The organism is Rhizobium sp. WSM1274 (genome assembly GCF_025200775.1).
GTDB lineage: Bacteria > Pseudomonadota > Alphaproteobacteria > Rhizobiales > Rhizobiaceae > Rhizobium > Rhizobium leguminosarum_I.
The window spans coordinates 648,172-669,486 of the sequence record NZ_CP104138.1 but is presented as its reverse complement, the minus strand read 5'-3'; the positions used below and the strand labels follow the sequence as shown (position 1 = coordinate 669,486).

Here is a 21,315-nt window from a genome sequence, read left to right as displayed (position 1 = left end):
TCGATTTCCTCGGCCGTCATGCGATAAGTCGCATGACGTGACGCTTTGCTCTTGCACCCTTGCACAAATGCACGTCATGGAGACACTCTAAGGAATGACATCGCCTTCGCAAAGGACCGGCGAACAATGGACACGTTGCCCGTCAACATACCCGGTTTCGTCTGGGCTTATCGCTTCTCACCCGAAGAAAAGACCGCGGTGCGACTGAACAATAGTGCGACGGTGGCGGAACTGACCGCCGACAATTGTTTCTACTGGCTGCACCTCAACCTTGTCGACGCCCGCGTGCCAGCCTTGCTCGATACGCTGGACGGGCTGACGGAGGACGCGAAATCGGCGCTGACGACGCGCGATACGCATGCGACCATCACTGTCGACGAGCAGATGCTCTATGGCACGCTCGTCGATTGCCAGCGCGATTTCGCCCAGGATACCAACAATCTCGGCTGGCTGCATTTCGCCATGTCCGACCGCTTCATCATCACCACGAGGCTGCAGCCGCTGCGCAGCGTCGAACGGGCACGCGCCCTGATCGAGAAGAATCCAGGCAAATTCTCCCGGCCAGTCGATCTCTTCGAACTGCTGGTGATCGAATTCCAGCGCACGCTGATCGCGGTCGTCATCGAACTCACCGAAGAGCTGAACCAGATCGAGGATATCGTCTACGACAGCGCGCAGCGCGACGAGCGCCGGCGCCTGGCGCCGGTGCGGCGAACCGTGGTCAGGCTGCATCGCCATCTGCGCACCGTGCTGGCGCTGATGCGCCGGGCGGCGGCGGCCGACGACGACGAGATGCCCTTCGGCTTCGACGATGTGGCGCGGCGGCTGACGAGCCGGCTGGAAACGGTCGACCACGATATCTATGCGCTGCAGGACCGGGCACGCCTGCTGCACGAAGAAATCGATTCGAAGCAATCCTCCGAAACCAACCGCCACCTCTATCTGCTGTCGATCATGACGGCCTTCCTGCTGCCGCCGACGCTGGTGACCGGCTTCTTCGGCATGAACACGGCAAACCTGCCCTTCGCCGTCGGCGACTACGGCACCGAATATGCCGTCGCCCTCATCGTCGCCTCCATCGCCTTTGCCTGGTGGCTGCTGAGGCGCGTGGATATTCTTTGAGGGTGAAGCGCCGGCATCCAGTTTGAGTGGACGTGACCGCCGTCGTTGGCTCCCGCCCCTCATCCGCCTGCCGGCACCTTCTCCCCGTAAACGGGGCGAAGGGACCATGCCGCGACCTCTCCGTTCGCACCAACCTGTCGCGGGGGCACGTCCCCTCTCCCCGTTTTTACGGGGAGAGGGTTGGGGTGAGGGGCAGACGTTTCTCGAAAACAGCACGTTTATCAATACGGCGAATAGCACTGCTGGCGTGGGCCGTTATAGGGCTGGAAGGTATTGTCGTAGGCGCGATAGGACCGGTAGCGGTTGGCGCACCAGGCGACGTGGCTCGAACCCATGCTGGGGGCCGGCGCAACGTAACGCGGCTGCGCGACAATGGCGCCGCCGATGACTGCACCGGCGCCGAAGGCGGCGAGCGGATACCAATAACCGTTATAATGGCGATAGCCCGGACGGTAATAGGAATATCCGCGATAGCCGCCGTAATAGCCGGGCCGGTAGTAGGCGCCGGGACGATAGCCAGGCCGGTAGTAGGCGCCCGGACGGTAACCGGGGCGATAATAGCGGCGGTATTGGACGTTCTCGACGGCGGAGGATTTTTCCACCCGCGGGGCGGTCGGCATCTGCATGGCCTGCGACGGCACGAAGCCTGTCAGAACGACGGCCGCAGCCAGAACTGCAGTCGCGATCTTGTTACTCAAACCGAACATTCTTCTCTCCCATTCAACAGCGATAACCGCCTGCTCAGCAACGCTTTCGTGCCGGAACGGTTCCGAAAGCGGCCGGGGCCGGCTGCTTTCGTATGTCTAAAGAAATCGATCTGAACCGGGCATTAACCGCGAGGCCTTCCTCGATGATCTCGCCCGGAACGCACTTCAGTCCTCTGTTCATGCATATCGTGATCCCGGAACCGCTGACAGTTCCGGGCCGATGGATCAGGCCACGGCGGAAATTTTCACCTGGTCGCCCTGCAGACGGTTCACCATGAAGTTCGAATACCATTCGAGGAACTGCATGACGCCGCCCTCATGCAGGGTGGAATAGGGGCCGGGCTCATAGGCGGGCGAGTGAATGCCGAAGGCGTTTTCCTCGACGATGCGGCGATCCTGATCGTTGGTCTCGGTCCAGACGTGGGTCAGTTCCTCGAGATCGTAATCCACGCCTTCGACGGCGTCCTTGTGGACAAGCCACTTGGTCGTCACCGCCGTCTCGTTGGCGCTGAGCGGCAGTACGCGGAAGGAGATGGCGTGGTCTCCGAGCAGGTGGTTCCACGTCGTCGGGTAGTGGAAGAGCAGCATGGTGCCGATATGGCCGATCGAGATATCGTCGGAGAGCGGACGCTTGACGGCGCGCTTGCCCGACATTGTGTAGCTTTCGGCATCCTCGATCAGCGGCATGCGGGCGGTGCGGAACTGACCGTCCGGCGAAATCTGGAACTTGCTCGGCAGGCCGGCGGCCTCGCAGCGCGCCCAATGGCCGGCGATCTCGGGATCGTCGGCGCCGCCATCCGTGCCGGTCACGCTCGGCGCTTCGGGATAGGTGCGGCAGAGTTCGGGGTGATTGGCGGCGCAGTGGTAGCACTCGCGGTTGTTTTCCCAGACAAGCTTCCAGTTGCCCTTTTCGATGATCGTGCTTTGGAAGGCAACCTTGCTCTCGCTGATCCGGTGCGGTGCGACATAGGGTTCGATCTTGTCGCGCACCGTCTGGAAATCCGGAGCGGTGTTGGCAAGGCAGATGAAGACAAAGCCTGCGACGGTTTCGCAGTGGACAGGCTTCAGGTTGAAACCCGATTTGTCGAAATCATCGCCCATGTGGCGGGCGAAGGCGAGCTTGCCTTCGAGATCATAGGTCCATTGATGGTAGGGGCAGACGAGACGCACGGAGGAGCCGTGCTCCTTGGTGCAGACGCGCGAGCCGCGATGACGACAGCTGTTGTGGAAGGCGCGGATGATATTGTCGCGCCCGCGGACGATGACGACGGGATAGCTGCCGATCTGGACGGTGAAATAGGCGCCCGGCTTCGGCAGTTCGCAATCATGGCCGATGAACAGCCAGTCGCGATAATAGATCATCTCCATGTCGAGCTGGAAATATTCCTCGTCGATATAGAACGGCTGTTCGAGGCTGAAGCCCTCACGGCGGCTCTTGAGCTGACGCAAAACGTTGCTGCGAATATCCATCTTCATGTCCTCGTGCACCCGGCTGCCGCCTTCCGGCAAGAAGGCCGGCGGAAGCGCGCCCGCTTCCTTCTCCTTCGGGAGAATTGTTCATGGCGTCATTTAATCACCGAGCATGGCTGCCGCTTGGTTGTAATGCGACATCGGCTTCGAAATTGACGACAGGATGCGGCAAGGCTTGAAGCGGCCCATCCCGGTCGATCACCTCGCCCGACTCTCCCGGCAATTATCCTCAATTGCGACATGGCGTAAAGACCCGTTGCGCAAAGAGGTCCACTGCCTGATATCGATGTCAGTCGTGTTTGCGACATCTACCGGCATTTGCCTTCAGCCGGCCTGCCGCCATGGCGATTTTTAACATCGCCTTAAGCATACCGTCCTATCCTGCTGTTGATTCAGACCGACCGAAGAATGCGAACTATGGCCAAACTCCGGTATTTCGACGCGAAAGAAGCAGGTAAACTGCAAGAGCCGCAGCTGATTGCCGCGCATTCCGAATTTTTGCGCACCGGCCGCATTCCCCGCGAGCGGCGGCACTGGCTGGCCGAGGAAAAGCGCTATTTCACCCATGACGAGGTCGCCGCAAAGACCGGCCGCAAGCTGCAGGTCGCCGGCGAAAAGACGCATCAGCACATCAACGGCTATCACCACTCGATCCAGTTTCCGAAGATGATCTTTCACCGGACGCTGGAGGACAGCCCGCATCTCGGCTATTGCCACGTCACCGCCGCGCGGACGAAATTCGCGCATTACGAAGAGGTAAGCTGGGCCTTCTACATCGCCAATTTCTATTCCGACATCGGCGACAACGATAATTTCTTCGAGCGCATCGATGTCGGTTATTCCCGCATGTATTTCGCCGTCGCCATCAAACCTGGCGAGAACTCCGCGGAAAAGATGACCATCGACCGGTCGGTGCGCGGCAACGGCCTGCTCTTCCGCACCCATGATCCGCAGGCTGCGATCCGCAACATCCTCTTGCTCGGTGCCCGCAACGAACAGCTGCGCGAAATCATCCGGCAGCTCTAAAGCGATTGATCGCGAGCGGCGGAAAGCCTAATGACTGCCAGGACCAACACGGGCAGGATATGGCACGCATAATCGACATCACGGCAGACAGGCAGGCAGCGCTTGAGGCGGCCTCAGCTGCTCTTGCCGACGGCTTTGCCATCGCCATCCCGACGGAGACCGTCTACGGCCTTGCGGCCGACGCCACCAATCCCGCAGCCATCACCCGCATCTACGAGACAAAGGGTCGGCCGCGCTTCAACCCGCTGATCTGCCACATGGCCGATCTCGCCATGGCCGAAGAGCACGCCGAGTTCGACCCGGTCTCACGGGCGCTGGCCAGAGCCTTCTGGCCCGGTCCGCTGACCCTCGTGCTGCCGCTGAAGCCAGAAAGCCCGATCCATTTGCTGGCGACCGCCGGGCTTGACACCGTCGGCATCCGCGTGCCGAAGGGCTTTGCGGGCGCGTTGATCGGCGCCTTCGGACGGCCGCTCGCAGCCCCGAGCGCCAATACCTCGGGCGGGATCAGCGCGACGAGTGCTGCCCATGTCGAAGCCGATCTCGGGGCGCGGATCCCGTTGATCCTCGATGCGGGCCCAAGTGCTGTCGGCGTCGAATCGACGATCGTCAAAGCAGAGGGCGGCCGGTTGCGGCTGCTTCGCCCGGGGGGACTGGCGGCGCGCGAGATCGAGCGTGTCGCGGGCCAGCCGCTGCTGCGGCCGAAAACGGCATCGGCGGCGATCGAAGCGCCGGGCATGCTCGCCTCACATTACGCGCCGGGCGCTTCCGTGCGCCTCAATGCGACGGCGGTGGAACCCGGCGAGGCACTGATTGCCTTCGGGAGCGCTGCGGTTTCCGGCGCGAACGGTGCCCTGATCGTCCTTGATCTCAGCCCGCGCGGCGACCTGGCGGAGGCGGCGGCCAATCTTTTCGACTATATGAAGCGGGCCGATGCCAGCGGCGCCCAGAGCATCGCCTTTTCGCCGATTCCAGAGGATGGGCTCGGCGAAGCGATCAACGACCGGCTGCAGCGGGCAGCCGCGCCCCGCGACTGAGGGACAGTGCATCACGATGGAGAACCGAGGCCGATGAGCAATTCCAGCATTTCCACCGAACTCCTCGATCGCTTCGCGGCCATCGTCGGTGAAAAATACGCGTTGCGTAGCGAGGCCGATCTTGCACCGCATCTGATCGAAAACCGCGGGCTCTATCACGGCTCCTCTCCTCTCCTCTTGAAACCCGGTTCGGTCGAAGAAGTCTCCGATATCATGAAGCTTGCGACGGAGACCGGAACGGCGATCGTGCCGCAAACCGGCAATACCGGCCTCGTCGGCGGCCAGACGCCGCGTCAGGGCAAGTGCGATATCATCCTGTCACTCGAGCGCATGAACAGGATTCGTGATGTCGATCCCGTGGCGAACGTGCTGGTGGCCGATGGCGGCGCCATCCTTGCCGAGGTGCAGAAGGCGGCCGAGGCGCATGGACGGCTGTTTCCGCTGTCGCTCGGCTCGGAGGGCTCCTGCCGCATCGGCGGCAACCTTTCCACCAATGCCGGCGGCACGGCCGTGCTTGCCTATGGCAATATGCGCCAGCTCTGCCTCGGCCTCGAAGTGGTGTTGCCGACCGGCGAGATCTGGGACGGCCTGCGCCGCCTGAAGAAGGACAATACCGGCTACGATCTGCGCGATCTCTTCATCGGCGCCGAGGGCACGCTCGGCATCATCACCGGTGCGGTGCTGAAGCTCTTTCCCCAGCCGCTCGGCCATCAGGTGGCCTTCGCCGGCCTGAATTCGGTGGCGGACGCGCTTGCCCTGTTCAACCTCGCCTCCAGTCTCTGCGGCGCCTCGCTCACCGGTTTCGAGCTGATGCCGCGTTTCGGCGTCGAAATCACCACCCGCCATATCGACGGCGTGCGCGATCCGCTGGAGACCGCCTATCCCTGGTATGTGCTGATCGACATTTCGACGTCGGACTCGGCCGAGACGGCGGAGCGGATGATGAGTGGCGTGCTGGAACAGGGATTCGAGGCCGGGCTGGTGCTGGATGCGGCAATCGCCTCGTCGGTAGCACAGCAGAAGGCGCTCTGGCACATGCGCGAGAGCATGTCGGATGCGCAAAAGCCGGAAGGCGGCTCGATCAAGCACGATGTTTCCGTGCCCGTATCGAAGATCCCGCATTTCATGGCCGAGGCCGAAGAAGCCGTCATGGCGGCGATGCCGGGCGCCCGCATCTGCGCCTTCGGCCATATGGGCGACGGCAATATTCATTACAATATTTCCCAGCCGCTCGGCGCCGACAAGGACGCCTTCATCGCCCGCTGGCACGAGATGAACCATATCGTGCATGGACGGGTGCTTGCGCATGGCGGCTCGATCTCGGCCGAGCACGGCATCGGCCAGCTGAAGCGCGACGAACTGGCGGCGATCCGGCCTGTGATCGAAATCGAGCTGATGCGCCGCATCAAGCGCGCGTTCGACCCCGCCGATATCATGAACCCGGGAAAGGTCGTCAGCCTCGATCCGTGAGGCCGACGATCGGAGGGATCGCCAACGTTTGCCCCTCATCCGCCTGCCGGCACCTTCTCCCCGCAGGCGGGGCGAAGGGAATATGACACAACCTTTCGGTTCCCACCAACCTTTCGCGGGGCACGTCCCCTCGCCCCGTTTACGGGGAGAGGGTTAGGGTGAGGGGCAGCCATCCGTGTCAAGCGCTCTGCTGGGAATTGCCTTAGGACTGTTGCGTGCCGCCGCCGGTCAGGATCATCAGCGCCGGCGACTGCTGGGTGGCGTTCTGGACGTCGTACATCGCGGTAAACCGGCGCAGCAGCTTGTCGACCTTCTTCGGATCCTGGAGATCCTCGAGCTTGACGAAGCGGTTGATGAGATCGGCCTGCTTGGCGACATCCATGCCCGAGATCTGCGACGGCAGGCTGTAGGCTGTTGTGATGACCTGATAGAGCGCCTTGTCGCCGAGGATCGAATAGATCGAGGTGATGCTCGGGGCCTTGCGGCTGAAATAGAGCGCCAGGCGCACGCCGTCGTTGGTTTCGCCTTCCTGGGTTTCCATCGTCTGCTTGACGTAGAGCTCCTGGGTGTGCTCCTCGGCCGCCTTGTTCTGGATGGTGCCGATCTTGGCGCGGGTCAGATTGCCATCCTTGTCGAAGTTGAAGGCGGCGACGATATCCTTGAAACGTGCATCGGCGGTGGCGTTGAGATAGCTCTTCTTGTCGTCTGGATCGGATGTGAAGATCTTCTTGAGCGTCGCCTTGTCGTAATCCTTCGGATCAAGGTTGTTCGCCTTCAGCACCAGGCCGGTCAGGCGGCTGTCGTCGAGGAAATCGTCGAGCGACTTCACCTTCGCCATGCCCTTGGCGAAATAGTTGACTTCAGCCGTCGCGTCCTTCGCCGCCTTGTCCTTCACCGGACCGTCCTTCATCAGCATGGTGATATGCGATCGATAGTCGGTGGCATATTTGGCCATGGTCGCGTCGGGGAGCGCCTGGAAGGGTGATGCCGCCTTGCCGTCGGGGCCGAAATTGAAGGCCCGGGCAAGATTGGTGATGCGTTCATCCTTGAGCGAGGCGACATAGCCATTCGGATCATAGGCATCGCTCGTCAGGATCTTGCGCATCATCGAGCGCGAGACCTCCTGGTCGGTCAGACCGAAGGCCTGCAGCGCCACATGGAAAAGATCCGGCAGCTTGTCGTTGCTCTTGCTGAAATCGGCCGACGAATTGCTGCGCAGGAAATCATTGACACTGTTGACGTCGGAGAAATTCAGCAGACTGCTGCTGTCGGCCATAAGCTTCTGGTAGTTGGATGCAACCTCGTCGATCGCCTCGTCGCGTTCGTCGTCGTAGCGCGCCGCATAATTGTCGTTGGTGGTCTGTGCCTGATCGGCCGTCTGGGCCGAACTGAGGACAGGAAGCGATCCGTCGGCGGCAAAATTGAAGTCGGCATTGAGATCGGCATGGCCGGCTGCGGCAGCGGCCGTCGCATCGGTCAGGATGCTCTTCAGATCGGCGTCCGAAATACTGAACGGCAGATTGTAGGTGCTCTTCAGGAAATTGGTCATGGCGCTGTCGGCAAGCAGATCATCGACATTGCCGATCGTCGACATCCTGGCGGAATAATCATCGGTGCGCGCCGCGGCGGCAAATTTGGTGCTGCTGATCTGGGTCGCGGTCTGCGCCGCCATGCCGTCCTCAAGAGTGCCGTCCGCCTTGAAATTGAAGGCCGCGGCGACGTCGGCATAGGTTCCGGTGCCGCTCTGATCGGTCAGGATAGCGCGAAGAGCGACGTCGCCGACGGTCGACGGGATGCCGTAGGCGTTGCGGACGAAATTGTTCAGCTTCTGGTCCGCCAGCAACTGATCGACGTTTGAGATGCCGGCGATGGTCGACTGGTAGTAGACTGCCGCATTGTCGGCCTTGCTGGTGGTGCTGGCGCTTTGCGTCGCGCTCTGCGAGGCGTAAAGGGTCGCGACCGAACCGTCCGCTTTGAAATTGAAGAGGTTGTGAACGTCGCTGTAGCCCTGGACGCTGGCCGCGGTGGGATCGACGAGGAAAGTCCTCAATGTCGCATCGGAGACGCTGTCTGCGATCTGCATGCTGTTTCTGATATAGCTGACCGAAACCGCATCGGACATGATGTCGTCGACATTGGTGACGTTGCCGATCATGCTGTTGAAATGTGCTGCATTCGCCGCCGACTTGTCGGTCGTCGATTTCCGCTGCGCCGCGGTCTGGATCACGGAACCGTTGATCGAACCGTCTGCCTGGAAGTTGAAGTCGGCATTGAGATCGGCATGGCCCTGGGCCGCGGCATAGGCCGAATCGGTCAGGATGTTCTTCAGGTCGGCATTGCTGAAACTCGCGCCGAGACCGTAGGCATCCTTGATGTAGCGCGCCAGCACGCTGTCGGCGAGCAGGTCGTCGACATTGGTGATGCCACTCGACTGCGATGTGACGGTATAATAGTTGTTCGTGTTCGATGCGGCCGCCTTCAGACTGTTTGCCTGATCGAGCGTCTGGACGCGCGCCGTGCTGGAGGCCGACCCGTCAGCCTTGAAGTTGAAAGCGTTGTAAACATTGGTAAAGCCCATCAGCTGGGCATAACTGGGATCGGTCAGCACCGTGCGCAGCGCTGCGGCGGTGAAGTCGGCGCCCATGCTGTAGGCCGTCGTGATATAAGAGGTCAGGCGCTTGTCGGCGACCAGATCGTCGACATTGGTGATCGTGCCGATCTTCGCCGTGTAATAGGCCTTGTTGTAATCGGCCGCCGTCTGGCCGACGTAATAGACGTCCGAACCGACCGAATTGTCGATGATGACGGACTGGGAATTCAGGGTGTAGGATTCGATGACCGAGGCCTTCTGCGCGGCGGTCTGCGCCGTGCCGGTGACGGTGCCGTCGGCATTGAAGCTGAACTGGGCGGCAAGCGCCTTGTATTTGTCGCCGCCTTGCGTGTTGACGACGCTCGTGGGGTCGCTGAGATCGCTCGTCAGCACCTGCCGCAGAAAATCCTTCGACGCATAGGTCGGATCGATCTTGAAGGTCTTCAGCACATAGGTGCGCAGCCGGGCGTTGTTGACCAGGTCGTCGACGGTCTGCACGCTATCGATATTGTTGCTGTAGTAGGTGCTCTCAGCGCTGGCGGCCTTGTCGGCATCGACGAAGGACTGTTTGTAGAGACCGATCAGGTCGTCCTCCTGCGCGTCGGTCTGCACATCCTTGGCCGGCGCGTTGAAATTGAAGGCGGCGGCAAACTCGCGATAACGCGTATCGGAAAGCTTGTTGGCGTAGCTGTTGGGGTCTGTGAGGTCGCTTTCGAGCACCTTCTTCATGAAGGCCTTGGCATAGGTCATGTCCTCGAGACCATAGGCCTTCATTGCATAGCTGTAGAGCTTGTAGTCGCCGAGGAAATCGTCGACGTTTTCGACCTTGTTGATATGGTCGGCGTAGTACTGAGCATCCTTCTTGACCGTCGCCTGCGACGCAACCTTGTTGAGGCTGGACGTCATATCCCGCGACAGGATCGTGTAAGCGAGGGAAGCCGAGATCATGAAAAGCGCCCTTTTCACCCAAATTTCTAAAAGAAAGACGAACTGCTGGTGAGCACATTTTGCCATGGAAAGCTTACCTGAGGCTTACCTCTGGATGCATCATTTCAGGACACCACATCGTTCACCTTCCGGAAACCCTGCCGGATTCGGTTTTGATAACCATCAGAGGAGGCAAAGTTTTCTTAACCGCAATTTTTAAGCTGTACGGAACGGCGGCTGCCTATTGTCGGCCATAGAGGACGAAAAGTCCCAAGGAGAAGACCGGAAATCGGCTCTCAGGTAAGACAAGGGTAGAATGAAATGAACAATCCCGTTATGAAGCCCGCCTGGGCTGGCACGACGTTGCGCCTCGATCCGACCCGCTTTCCCCAGCAGGTCAGCTATGCCATCCACGATTGTTCGGATGACGTCAATATCACGATAGACGAACGCGGTGCGGTCCTGCGCAAGGTCCTCCCCTCCAGCGGCCTGCCGCTCTCGATTGCGCTGCCGAAGCGCGTTTTCAAAGGTGTCGCCGCCCGCGCCATCGACCATGGCGACGGCGATGTCACCGTAACCCTCGAACTCCATCACACCGATCCGGAGCTCTGCATTCCGCTGCTCGTCGCCCATGATCTCAGCGATATCGCTGCCGACTGGCGCAGTTGGTCCGAAGCCTTCCGGATCCCGATGCTGATGGTCGAGGCCGATGGTGTCGCCCGGCCGCTCGAAGACCATATTGGTGCCTTACGCACCAGCGATCTCAAGCCGCGCCGCCGTCATTCCTACTTCGCCAATCGCCGTCCGCGCTTCCTCGTGCGCCGCACCACCGGCCGGCTGGGCGTCGCCATGAAGATCGAAGGTAAGGAAATCATCGCCCGCAATTGAGCGAAATCGCGAAAGTCCCGATTTGGCAATACGATTTTGAACCCGGCGCCCGCGCCGGGTTTATCGTTTTCATCCATTGTCCCAATCAGGGAATAGCAAACAGCAGCGATATGAAGAGGCCGAAGAAGATGATCAGGCCGACGCGGTTGTTCGATTTGAAGAGCGCCAGGCACTGGTCGGCATCGTTGATATCGAGCCGGACGATCTGCCAGGCGAACATGCCGGCCGCACCGAGCAAGGCCAGGAAAGCGATGAGATTAGCGCCGGCGAGAGCGAAAGCGATAAACATCAGCACCAGCGTCAGCCCATAAAGGCCGATCAGCCATCGCCGTGTCCTATCGCCGAACAGGCGCGCAGTGGAGCGGACGCCGATCAGCTCGTCATCCTCCTTGTCCTGATGCGCATAGATCGTATCGTAACCGATCGTCCAGGCGACGGAGGCGGCGTAGAGCAGGATGGCGGCAAAGGAGAGGCCGCCGAGAATGCCGGCCCAGCCCATCAGCGCGCCCCAGGAGAAGGCAAGTCCGAGGTAGAATTGCGGCCAGTCGGTGAACCGTTTGGCATAGGGATAGAACGCCACGATCCCGAGCGAGAGTACGCCGAGGAAGACGTTGAGCCAGTTGAACTGCAGCAGCACGAAGAGGCCGACCAACGCCTGCAAGCCGATGAAGATCTTCGCCCGTCGGCGGCTGACGCGGCCGGAGGGGAGCGGACGCGACCGCGTGCGCGCCACCTCCATGTCGATCTGGTGGTCGACGAGATCGTTATAGGTGCAGCCGGCGCCGCGCATGGCGACCGCGCCGATGAAATAGAGGAACAGGTGAGACACCAGCACACTGCCGGAATAGATCCCCTCACCGATCGCCGCATTGGCGGCAAGCGTCGCCGACCAGAAGCACGGCCACATCAGCAACTGCCAGCCGATCGGGCGATCCCAGCGCGCCAACTGCGCATAGGGCCAAAGCCATGACGGCAGGATCCGGTAGACCCAGTTATCGGAAGGTGCGTCGGAGACGCGATCGTTGAAATCGCCGGTATCGTGCATGCCGCTCATCTAGCGGCGGGCCGCCGACCCGGTCAAGACGCGATCATTGCAATGCCACTTGCATCATTCCTCAGACCGGAATCGATCCCGGCGAAGTCATGTGGCAATTCAAAGCGTTACAGCGCCGCATGTCCGGAAAGGCCCGCGGCGCCGTCAATCACTGCAGTGAAAAATTGAACTTGTAGGTCGCCGAGACCCCGATTACGACCTGGTTCTTCGAGCCGCGCTCGCGCACGAGACTGCTGTCAGCGGCAGGACCTGCCAGCCGCTTGTATTCGAGGAAGGAACTGGCAGAGAGGTTTTCCGTCGCCTTCCAAGTGAGCGCCGTGCCGGCGCCATAGGACTGGATGCCCGACGACGGCTTATAAGGATCAAGACCGCTTGCCGCCGCCTGCTTGGCGTTGACGCCGTAATAGGCGTCGTAATAGCCGCTGGTGGCGAAGGTCGCGCGCGGACCGCCTGATAGTTGCAGGTCGGGCGCGATATCGGTGAAGGCATCGACCGCGAGATCGGCGACGATGCCGTCATGCGCGCGGATGCCCTGGCGGACTTCGGCGCGGGCGCGCAGGAAATCTGTGGGGTAGACCTCGACGAAACCGCCGGCTTCCGCGCCCCATTTGACCTTCTTCAAGCCCTTCAGCTCGCTGCCGTCGCCGTCATCGCGCGACGGCACGAATTTACCGACGATGCCGGCACGGAAGGCCCCCTTGTCAATCAGGGCGAAAGAAGGATTATCGTTGCGCGAGGAAAAACGCTGGCCGGCGCCCTGGCGGCCAACCGAGATCAGCGGGCTGAACTTGAATTCGTTGTGCGACGAGCCCTCGAATTTCGGGGCGGAGAAGCCGGCGACGCCGACGCTCAGATACCAGTCGCCGGACCAGAAGTGCTGGCCGCTTTCCTGCGCGGCGGCCGCCGAACCTAGAGATGAAATGGCAATAGCTAAAGAGATCGATACGACTGATCGATGAGACACGTCCGCACTCCAGAAAAAGCAAAAACAAAGCCGCGGAGAGCGGCGCTCGCTACATCTATCCTGATGTCGTTACCCCAATGTTAACCACGGTGAAACAATGGGCGCTCATGAAAGGTGGCTGCCTTTAGCGGTCGTACACGACATCCCGCCTCGATATTGGCGAGAGCAGCCCCTCACCGCCTGCCGGCACCTTCTCCCCGTAAACGGGGCGAAGGGGATGTGCCGTGACCTCTCCGTTCCCCACAGGCCTCTCGCGTGGCACGTCCCCTCGCCCCGTTTACGGGGAGAGGGTTAGGGTGAGGGGCCGCCATTGGTGCGAAGAAAGTCATAAACAGCTGCCGCTATTTCCCTATCTCTGGTTCCAGCGGCGGATGACCGGTTCGATCAGATCGTGCTCGTAGCCGAGCACGCTGATACTCGTCGTATCGAGCGAGAAATACGCGCCGCCTTCCGGCGGCAGACCCAGCCAGCGGGCAGCGAGGACGCGCAGGAAATGCGAGCTGGAGAAGATCAGGATGGTGCCGGCCGTTTCGCGAAGCGCATGGATGACGGCGTCGGCGCGGGCGCCGACATCGGCGGCGAATTCGCCATTCGGGCAACCGTCGCGAAAGAGCTGCCAGCCGGGGCGCTCCGCCAGAATCGCCTTTGTGGTGATGCCTTCATAAGCGCCGTAGTCCCATTCGGCGAGATTGTCCTTGATCACCGCGTCCGATCCGAAGCCGGCGAGCGCGCAGGTCTTGCGAGCCCGCTCGGACGGGCTCGACCAGACGGCGGAGAAGGTAAGGCCCGCCAGCCGGCCGGCGAGTTTGCGGGCGGCAGCCTCGCCGTTCGCCGTCAAGGGAATATCGCTGCGTCCGGTATGGCGCCCGGACAGGCTCCATTCGGTTTCACCGTGGCGGACTAGATAGGTCTCGGGAAACGCACTGCTCATCGGCACGTCCTTTCATGAGAATCGGTCCCTCGGCTAAACCGCCAGCGGAAGCAGCACTTCCGCGGGATTAGAACGTCACCTTTTCCAGCGGGGCGCGCCTCGCCTCGAATTCCTTCAGCTTGGCTTCGTTGCGGGCAATGTAATTGCGATTGTCGGGAACGGCGAACTGGTTCTTGGCGATCTGGATCTGTAGGATGAAGAGCTCGTCCCAGCGGAAGCCCATTTCGGAACCGGCCAGATAGAATTCCCACATGCGAAAGAATTGCTCGTCGTAAAGCGCCACCGCTTCGGCCTTGCGTGCCACGAAACGCTCGCGCCAATGGCGCAGCGTATAGGCATAATGCATCGGCAGGATTTCGATATCCTTGACCAGCAGCCCTGCTTTTTCGAGCGGCGGCACGACCTCGCCGACGGATGGGATATAGCCGCCGGGAAAGATATATTTCTCGATGAAGGCATTGGTGGCAAAGCTCGGCTTCGGGCGGCCGATCGAATGCAGCACCATCACACCGTTGTCGTCGAGGAGATCCGACACCTTACGGAAGAAGTTGCCGTAATTGCCGATGCCGACATGTTCGAACATGCCGACCGAGACGATGCGGTCGAACTTCCGGCCCGTCATGGTGCGGTAGTCCTGCAGTTCGAATCGCACCCGGTCGGCAAGGCCCCGCTTTTCGGCGCGCGTGCGCGAGACCTTGAGCTGCTCCTCGCTCAGTGTGATGCCGGTGAACTCCGCACCTTCGGTCGCCTCCGTCAGGTACATGCCCATGCCACCCCAGCCGGATCCGATCTCCAGGATGCGCTGGTTCGGCTCGAGCAGAAGCTTGGCGGCGATATGGCGCTTCTTGGCGAGCTGCGCCTCATCGAGACTGATGCCGGCGGGTTCGAAATAGGCGCAGGAATATTGCCAGTCCTCGTCGAGGAAAAGATCGAAGAGCTTGGCCGAAAGGTCGTAATGATGGGCGACATTGTGCTTGTTGCGATTGACCGGCACGCGGCTCTTCAGCTGCTGCCAGGCAATGCGGCCAAGCAGCAGTGCCGCCATCTTGAAATCGAAGATTTCATTGGTGGTGTTCTGTTTCACCAGCGACAGGAAATCGTAGATGTTGCCCTGTTCGAGAATGAACCGGCCTTGCATGTACATTTCACCGAGCTTCATGGTCGGGTCGCGCCGGATGGCGTCCTCGGCCTCCTGATCGGCAAGGCGAGCGACAACGGGTTCACCCGTGCCGTCGCCGATCGTGTGGGTTTCGCCATTGGCAAGGGTAAGTTTCAACGAACCCTTGCGGACGATTTGCTGGACGATCGATAAGAATGCCGACGCCATGCACGCCTCGCAAATGTGACAGGATGGTCACATCAACTTAGTCGCTCTCTTTCGCCTTACAAGCGCCGGATTTAGCACTCCGTTCAGAACGCTGCCAAACTGTTGCATTTTTGCCGAAATGCCGGCTAAACCCCTATTTTCGCTTCATGGCTTCGGCAAGTGCCGCGCCGAATGCGCCCTGGCTTCCCGGGTTCTGAGCCGCAGGCCGGCGTTCGTTCTGCGGCCGCGCCCCTTGGTTTGGACGAGAATCACCGCGCGGCGGCGGCGCCGATGAACCATCGTCGCGTCGCATGGAAAGACCGATGCGCTTGCGCTTGGCATCGACTTCGACAACCCGCACCTTGACGACATCGCCCGCCTTGACGACCTCGTGGGGATCCTTGACGAAGCGATCGGCAAGCTGGGACACATGCACCAGACCATCCTGGTGCACGCCGATATCGACGAAGGCGCCGAAGGCGGCGACATTGGTCACCGTGCCTTCCAGCACCATGCCGGGCGTCAGGTCGGAAATTTCGTTGACGCCCTCGGCGAAGGTCGCGGTCTTGAAGCTCGGACGCGGGTCACGGCCGGGCTTTTCCAGCTCCGCGATGATGTCCCTGACCGTCGGCAGGCCAAATTTCTCGTCGATAAACTGGCGTGGATCGACCGATTTCAAGACGGCACTATCACCCATCAGCGCGCGCAGATCCCGGCCGCAGGCGTCGACGATCTTTTTGGCGACGCCGTAAGCCTCCGGATGCACCGAAGAGGAATCGAGCGGCTCCTTGCCGTTGGGAATGCGCAGGAAGCCGGCGCATTGCTCGAAGGTGCGGCCGCCGAGGCGGGCGACCTTCAGGAGATCCTTTCTCGTCTCGAAACGGCCTTCGCTGTCGCGGTGGCGGACGATGGCGTCGGCAATCGACGGGCCGAGGCCGGAGACGCGCGAGAGCAGCGGCGCAGACGCGGTGTTGAGATCGACACCGACGGCATTCACCGCATCTTCCACCACCGCATCGAGCGAACGCGACAGCTTCTGCTGATCGACGTCATGCTGATACTGGCCGACGCCGATCGACTTCGGCTCGATCTTGACGAGTTCGGCCAACGGATCCTGCAGGCGCCGCGCGATGGAGACGGCGCCGCGCAGCGACACGTCGAGATCAGGGAATTCAGCAGCAGCGGTCGCCGAGGCGGAATAGACCGAGGCGCCGGCTTCCGAAACGATGACCTTGGTCGGCTTCGGCGCCGGCAAATCGGCCAGCATGTCGGCCACCAGTTTTTCGGTTTCGCGGCTGCCGGTGCCGTTGCCGATCGAGATCAGCTCGACATTGTGCTTGCGGACCAGCGAGGCCAGCTCGACCTGGGCGCCGCGCACATCGTTCCTCGGCTGGAAGGGATAGACGGTCGATGTCGCCACCACCTTGCCGGTGCCGTCGACCACGGCGACCTTAACGCCGGTGCGGATGCCCGGATCGAGACCCATCGTCGCGCGCGAGCCGGCGGGCGCGGCCAGCAGCAGATCCTTGAGATTGCGGGCGAAGACATGGATCGCCTCCTCTTCCGCCCTTTCGCGCAGTTCCCGCATCAGGTCGAGCGAGAGCGACATGGAAAGCTTGACGCGCCAGGTCCAGCTTGCGACCTCCATCAGCCAGCGGTCGCCGGGACGGCTGGTACCGATCTCGTATGCCGCCACGATCATGCGCTCGACCGGCTTGTTCGGGGAGGCCGTCTCGGCGTCGGCCTCGATCGTCAACGTCAGCACCTCCTCGTTCCAGCCGCGCAGCATGGCGAGCGCGCGGTGGCCGGGGGCGGTCGCCCAGCGTTCGGAATGGTCGAAATAATCGGAAAACTTCTCGCCCGTCGCCTGCTTGCCGTCGACGACTTTCGCCTTCAGCAATGAGGCTTGGCGCATATGAGCGCGCAACCTGCCGAGCAGGTCGGCATTTTCGGCAATGCCTTCGGCGATGATATCGCGCGCGCCCTCGAGCGCCGTCTTCACATCGGGCACATCAGCGGTGACGAAGCCTTCGGCCAGCACCGCCGGTTCCCTGGCGCGGTCGGCGAGGATCCTCTCGGCGAGCGGGCCGAGGCCGCGTTCACGGGCGATTTCTGCCCGCGTGCGGCGCTTCGGCTTGTAGGGCAGATAGAGATCTTCAAGCTCGGCCTTGGTTTCGGCGCCTGCGACCTTGGCCATCAGCTCGTCGGTCATCTTGCCCTGGCCGGTGATCGATTCGACGATCGCGTCGCGCCGGGCTTCGAGTTCGCGCAGATAGACCAGCCGCTCGGCGAGATTGCGCAGCTGCGTATCATCCAGCCCGCCCGTCACTTCCTTGCGGTAGCGGGCGATGAAGGGCACGGTTGCGCCCTCGTCAAGCAGCTCGATGGCGGCTTTGGCCTGTTCGGGCCGGGCGTTGATTTCGGCGGAGATGCGGGCTGCGAGAAAACGGAGGTCTGCGGCCATGGGGTTCCTGGGGATTTCCTGTTTCGACAGAGGTGGCGGGACCATAGCGGCGAAAAGCGGCAAGGCAATGCCCGACTGTGGTTTTCACAGCGGAAGTTAATGGATTGGGGGATCCATCGGCGTGTTGCCGTGTGGCCCCCTCATCTGCCTGCCGGCATCTTCTCCCCGAGGGGAGAAGGGATATGCCGCACTGCTTTCCTCCATCACAAACGGCAGTGGCAAGAATGGATCGCTGCCGCAACTCCCCTTCTACCCATCGGGGAGAAGGTGCCCGGCAGGGCGGATGAGGGGGCCACGCGGCAACACGCCCCCGGTCGCCCCACCCCATCGCTCTCGTCCGTTTTTGCGGTTGTGCAGATGCGGCATTCTTTGATAGCAGAAGCAACGTTTTTGGATCGCCCTGCCCGCGGGCGCAAGGAAAAAGATTGACATGCCAAACCTTCTTCTCGAACTCCGCTCCGAAGAGCTTCCGGCCCGCATGCAGCGCAAGGCTGCTGGCGACCTGAAGAAGCTCGTCACCGATGCGCTTGTCGAAGCGGGCCTGTCCTACGAGGGCGCGCGCGAATATTGGACGCCGCGGCGGCTTGCGCTCGACATCCATGGCCTGACGGCCCGCTCCGCCGATGTGCGCGAGGAACGCAAGGGACCGCGGACCGACGCCAACGAAAAGGCGATCGAAGGCTTTTTGCGCGGCGCCGGCCTTTCCTCGGTCTCCGAGGCGCAGGTGGTGAGCGATCCGAAGAAGGGCGATTTCTACGTCGCGGTCATCTCCAAGCCCGGCCGTGCGACCGAAGAGATCGTCACCGATGTGATGCCCGGCATCATCCGCGATTTTCCCTGGCCGAAGTCGATGCGCTGGGGCAAGGCCTCGTCGAAGCCCGGTGCGCTGCGCTGGGTGCGGCCGCTGCAGTCGATCGTCTGCACCTTCGGCCCGGAGCATGAAGAGACCACCATCATCCCCTTCGAGATCGACGGCATCACTGCCTCCAACATCACCTACGGCCACCGTTTTCACGCGCCCGAGGTGATCACGGTGCGACGCTTCGACGATTATGCGGCGAACCTGGAAAAGGCGAAGGTTATCCTCGATGCCGAGCGGCGCAAGGACATGATCCTGCACGACGCCCGCGATATCGCCTTTGCCAACGGGCTTGAGCTGGTGGAAGACGAAGGCCTGCTGGAGGAAGTCTCCGGCCTCGTCGAATGGCCGCAGGTGCTGATGGGCAGTTTCGAGGAGGATTACCTCTCGATCCCCTCCGAAATTATCCGGCTGACGATCAAGACCAACCAAAAGTGTTTCGTGACGCGCGCGAGCGGCAGCGAGACGCTGTCGAACAAGTTCATCCTCGTCTCCAACATCCAGGCGAGCGACGGCGGCAAGGAAATCGTCCACGGCAACGGCAAGGTGGTGCGGGCAAGGCTTTCCGATGCGCTGCATTTCTGGAAGCGCGACCAGGGCAATCTGCCGGATCTTGAGATGCTCTCCGCTTCAGCGGCAAAGTTCGGCCTCGACATCAACAAGCCGCTCGACCAGCGCATGGCCAAGCTCGATGCGCTCGATGTGACCTTCCATGCCAAGCTCGGCACGCAGGGCGCACGCGTCGCCCGCATCCGAGCCCTGGCCAAGCAATTGGCTGATATCACCGGCGCCGATGCGGCTCTCACCGATCGCGCCGCCGTGCTTGCAAAGGCCGATCTGCGCACCGAAGCGGTTGGCGAATTCCCGGAACTGCAGGGCTTGATGGGCCGCAAATATGCGGTGCTGCAGGGTGAGGATGCCTCTGTTGCCGCAGCGATCGAGGATCACTACAAGCCGCAGGGGCCGTCGGACCGCGTGCCGGAGGACAGAGTGGCGATCACGATCGCCCTTGCCGACAAGCTCGATACGCTGATCGGCTTCTGGGCGATCGATGAAAAGCCGACAGGGTCGAAGGATCCATTCGCACTGAGGCGTGCCGCACTCGGCGTCGTCAGGATCCTGCTGGAGCGAAGGATCCGCCTGCCGCTGCTGGCAACAACAAGGGATGGCGACCTGCTCTCCTTCTTCCATGACCGCCTCAAGGTCTATCTGCGCGATCAGGGCGCTCGCCACGATCTGATCGACGCCGTGCTGACTTCAGATGCCGACGACCTGCTGATGGTGGCGCGCCGCGTCGAAGCGCTGACGGCCTTCATCACCTCGGAAGACGGCAAGAACCTGCTCGCCGGCACCAAGCGGGCGACGCAGTTGCTTGCCGCCGAGGAAAAGAAGGGCACGGTGATCGCCGACGGCGTGTCGCAGGCGCTTCTGTCGCTCGATGCCGAAAAGGAGCTCTTCGCCGCCATCTCCAGCGCCTCGAAGGATGCGTCGGAGGCCGTCGCCCGCGAGGATTTCCGCTCGGCGATGGAAGCGCTCTCCAAGCTGCGCGGCCCGGTCGACCGCTTCTTCGAAGACGTGCTCGTCAACGACGAGGACGCCGCCATCCGCGCCAACCGTCTCGCCCTGCTGCGGCTGATCCGCGAGGCGACGGGAACGGTTGCGGATTTCTCGAAAATTTCGGGGTGATTTGCCGGCATGAAGAGGGCGCTTGCCGGGTGCATCCTCGGGTCAAGCCCACCTTGTCCACTCTGCGCCGATGTGGCGCCGTCTCGAAAAACAACGGCCCCTCACCCTAACCCTCTCCCCGCTCGCGGGGCGAGGGGACGTGCCGCGCGAGAGGCTGGCGGGGAACGGGGAGCGTGCGGCATATCCCCTTCGCCCCGTTTACGGGGAGAAGGTGCCGGCAGGCGGATGAGGGGCGGATGCGGTTCACTACCGCCTTAGATAAGCTCATTCAACACTGGCATCGCCCCGGTTACCGCGTTATCCAAGCACACATGCAGAGAAAGATTCTCGTCAGCGCCTGTCTCATGGGGCACGCCGTTCGGTATGACGGGCGGGCGAAGCCGTTGCTTCATCCGGTAATCGAGACATGGCGGTCCGAGGGTCGGTTGGTGACGATCTGTCCGGAGATGTCGGCGGGCATGATGGTGCCGCGGCCGCCGGCGGAGATCGCAGAGGCGGCAACCGGCGAAGAGGTGCTGGCCGGCACGGCGCGGGTTGTCGAGCTGACGGGCGCCGACGTAACGGAAGAATTCCTGCTGGCGGCGAAAAATGCCGTGGCGCTCGCAAGGGAGGCCGGCTGCCGTTATGCGCTGCTCATCGACGGCAGCCCGTCCTGCGGATCCGATTTCATCTATGACGGCACGTTTTCCGGCCGCAAGCGTGCCGGCAACGGCGTGACGGCGGCGGCGCTGAAAGCTGATGGCGTCGAGGTGTATTCCGATCGCGAAATCGAGCGGCTGATTGATCGTGTCGCGCAATGAGCTTCAAACGGCACGGC

15 protein-coding genes are annotated in these 21,315 nt (G+C 61.8%); 7 read left to right on the top strand and 8 right to left on the bottom strand.

Annotation, left to right across the window (positions count from 1 at the left end; genetic code table 11):
• Window positions 1-126 precede the first annotated feature (126 nt).
• The gene (locus tag N2600_RS03135) at window positions 127-1,122 is read left to right on the top strand and encodes a transporter (protein WP_020486033.1); all 996 of its coding nucleotides are present in this window, start codon (window positions 127-129) and stop codon (window positions 1,120-1,122) included.
• 221 nt (window positions 1,123-1,343) lie between these two features.
• On the opposite strand, the gene N2600_RS03130 is transcribed toward N2600_RS03135, so the two are convergent.
• Entirely contained in the window at window positions 1,344-1,829 is a 486-nt protein-coding gene (locus N2600_RS03130; RefSeq protein WP_260297932.1) for a BA14K family protein, read from the bottom strand.
• A 225-nt stretch (window positions 1,830-2,054) separates the two neighbouring features.
• Window positions 2,055-3,299, bottom strand: a complete 1,245-nt coding sequence (locus N2600_RS03125; protein ID WP_260297931.1) for an aromatic ring-hydroxylating oxygenase subunit alpha — start codon at window positions 3,297-3,299, stop codon at window positions 2,055-2,057.
• Between the two features lie 417 nt (window positions 3,300-3,716).
• Here N2600_RS03125 and N2600_RS03120 point away from each other — a divergent pair, with 417 nt between their 5' ends.
• From N2600_RS03120 to N2600_RS03110, 3 genes are read left to right on the top strand one after another with little or no spacing between them, the layout of a single operon-like run.
• Window positions 3,717-4,325 (top strand): DUF6656 family protein, encoded by a 609-nt coding sequence (locus tag N2600_RS03120; RefSeq protein WP_260297930.1) that lies wholly within the window; start codon window positions 3,717-3,719, stop codon window positions 4,323-4,325.
• A gap of 59 nt (window positions 4,326-4,384) precedes the next feature.
• Window positions 4,385-5,359: an L-threonylcarbamoyladenylate synthase gene (locus tag N2600_RS03115; protein WP_260297929.1), complete on the top strand. Its 975-nt coding sequence runs from the start codon at window positions 4,385-4,387 to the stop codon at window positions 5,357-5,359.
• A 33-nt stretch (window positions 5,360-5,392) separates the two neighbouring features.
• Window positions 5,393-6,829, top strand: a complete 1,437-nt coding sequence (locus N2600_RS03110) for an FAD-binding oxidoreductase (protein ID WP_017963054.1) — start codon at window positions 5,393-5,395, stop codon at window positions 6,827-6,829.
• 202 nt (window positions 6,830-7,031) lie between these two features.
• Here N2600_RS03110 and N2600_RS03105 read toward each other — a convergent pair whose 3' ends face one another.
• Entirely contained in the window at window positions 7,032-10,367 is a 3,336-nt protein-coding gene (locus tag N2600_RS03105; RefSeq protein WP_260297928.1) for a DUF1217 domain-containing protein, read from the bottom strand.
• A 300-nt stretch (window positions 10,368-10,667) separates the two neighbouring features.
• On the opposite strand from N2600_RS03105, the gene N2600_RS03100 reads away from it, so the two are divergent.
• Window positions 10,668-11,234, top strand: a complete 567-nt coding sequence (locus N2600_RS03100; protein WP_260110229.1) for a DUF6101 family protein — start codon at window positions 10,668-10,670, stop codon at window positions 11,232-11,234.
• A gap of 85 nt (window positions 11,235-11,319) precedes the next feature.
• On the opposite strand, the gene ubiA is transcribed toward N2600_RS03100, so the two are convergent.
• From ubiA to N2600_RS03075, 5 genes are all read right to left on the bottom strand, one after another.
• On the bottom strand, window positions 11,320-12,279 hold the full coding sequence (ubiA, locus tag N2600_RS03095) for a 4-hydroxybenzoate octaprenyltransferase (protein ID WP_260111101.1): 960 nt from the start codon (window positions 12,277-12,279) through the stop codon (window positions 11,320-11,322).
• Between the two features lie 157 nt (window positions 12,280-12,436).
• A complete protein-coding gene (locus N2600_RS03090) occupies window positions 12,437-13,252 on the bottom strand; it encodes a MipA/OmpV family protein (RefSeq protein WP_017963050.1) in 816 nt (271 codons plus the stop codon).
• Window positions 13,253-13,601: 349 nt separating this feature from the next.
• Window positions 13,602-14,183 (bottom strand): histidine phosphatase family protein, encoded by a 582-nt coding sequence (locus N2600_RS03085; protein WP_260297927.1) that lies wholly within the window; start codon window positions 14,181-14,183, stop codon window positions 13,602-13,604.
• 67 nt (window positions 14,184-14,250) lie between these two features.
• Window positions 14,251-15,510, bottom strand: a complete 1,260-nt coding sequence (locus tag N2600_RS03080) for an SAM-dependent methyltransferase (protein ID WP_017963048.1) — start codon at window positions 15,508-15,510, stop codon at window positions 14,251-14,253.
• Window positions 15,511-15,643: 133 nt separating this feature from the next.
• The gene (locus N2600_RS03075; RefSeq protein ID WP_260297926.1) at window positions 15,644-17,953 is read right to left on the bottom strand and encodes a Tex family protein; all 2,310 of its coding nucleotides are present in this window, start codon (window positions 17,951-17,953) and stop codon (window positions 15,644-15,646) included.
• Window positions 17,954-18,383: 430 nt separating this feature from the next.
• Here N2600_RS03075 and glyS point away from each other — a divergent pair, with 430 nt between their 5' ends.
• Together glyS and N2600_RS03065 are read left to right on the top strand one after the other, a co-directional pair.
• Window positions 18,384-20,498 carry a glycine--tRNA ligase subunit beta gene (gene glyS / locus N2600_RS03070; RefSeq protein ID WP_260297925.1) on the top strand — a complete coding sequence of 705 codons (2,115 nt, stop codon included), beginning with the start codon at window positions 18,384-18,386 and terminating at the stop codon, window positions 20,496-20,498.
• A gap of 311 nt (window positions 20,499-20,809) precedes the next feature.
• Window positions 20,810-21,298: a DUF523 domain-containing protein gene (locus N2600_RS03065; protein WP_260298872.1), complete on the top strand. Its 489-nt coding sequence runs from the start codon at window positions 20,810-20,812 to the stop codon at window positions 21,296-21,298.
• Window positions 21,299-21,315: the final 17 nt, after the last annotated feature.

Coding starts and splice junctions, on each gene's coding strand:
- N2600_RS03135 (WP_020486033.1), top strand. CDS start 127: ATGGACACGTTGCCCGTCAACATACCCGGTTTCGTCTGGGCTTATCGC.
- N2600_RS03130 (WP_260297932.1), bottom strand. CDS start 1,829: ATGTTCGGTTTGAGTAACAAGATCGCGACTGCAGTTCTGGCTGCGGCC.
- N2600_RS03125 (WP_260297931.1), bottom strand. CDS start 3,299: ATGGATATTCGCAGCAACGTTTTGCGTCAGCTCAAGAGCCGCCGTGAG.
- N2600_RS03120 (WP_260297930.1), top strand. CDS start 3,717: ATGGCCAAACTCCGGTATTTCGACGCGAAAGAAGCAGGTAAACTGCAA.
- N2600_RS03115 (WP_260297929.1), top strand. CDS start 4,385: ATGGCACGCATAATCGACATCACGGCAGACAGGCAGGCAGCGCTTGAG.
- N2600_RS03110 (WP_017963054.1), top strand. CDS start 5,393: ATGAGCAATTCCAGCATTTCCACCGAACTCCTCGATCGCTTCGCGGCC.
- N2600_RS03105 (WP_260297928.1), bottom strand. CDS start 10,367: ATGATCTCGGCTTCCCTCGCTTACACGATCCTGTCGCGGGATATGACG.
- N2600_RS03100 (WP_260110229.1), top strand. CDS start 10,668: ATGAACAATCCCGTTATGAAGCCCGCCTGGGCTGGCACGACGTTGCGC.
- ubiA (WP_260111101.1), bottom strand. CDS start 12,279: ATGCACGATACCGGCGATTTCAACGATCGCGTCTCCGACGCACCTTCC.
- N2600_RS03085 (WP_260297927.1), bottom strand. CDS start 14,183: ATGAGCAGTGCGTTTCCCGAGACCTATCTAGTCCGCCACGGTGAAACC.
- N2600_RS03080 (WP_017963048.1), bottom strand. CDS start 15,510: ATGGCGTCGGCATTCTTATCGATCGTCCAGCAAATCGTCCGCAAGGGT.
- N2600_RS03075 (WP_260297926.1), bottom strand. CDS start 17,953: ATGGCCGCAGACCTCCGTTTTCTCGCAGCCCGCATCTCCGCCGAAATC.
- glyS (WP_260297925.1), top strand. CDS start 18,384: ATGCCAAACCTTCTTCTCGAACTCCGCTCCGAAGAGCTTCCGGCCCGC.
- N2600_RS03065 (WP_260298872.1), top strand. CDS start 20,810: ATGCAGAGAAAGATTCTCGTCAGCGCCTGTCTCATGGGGCACGCCGTT.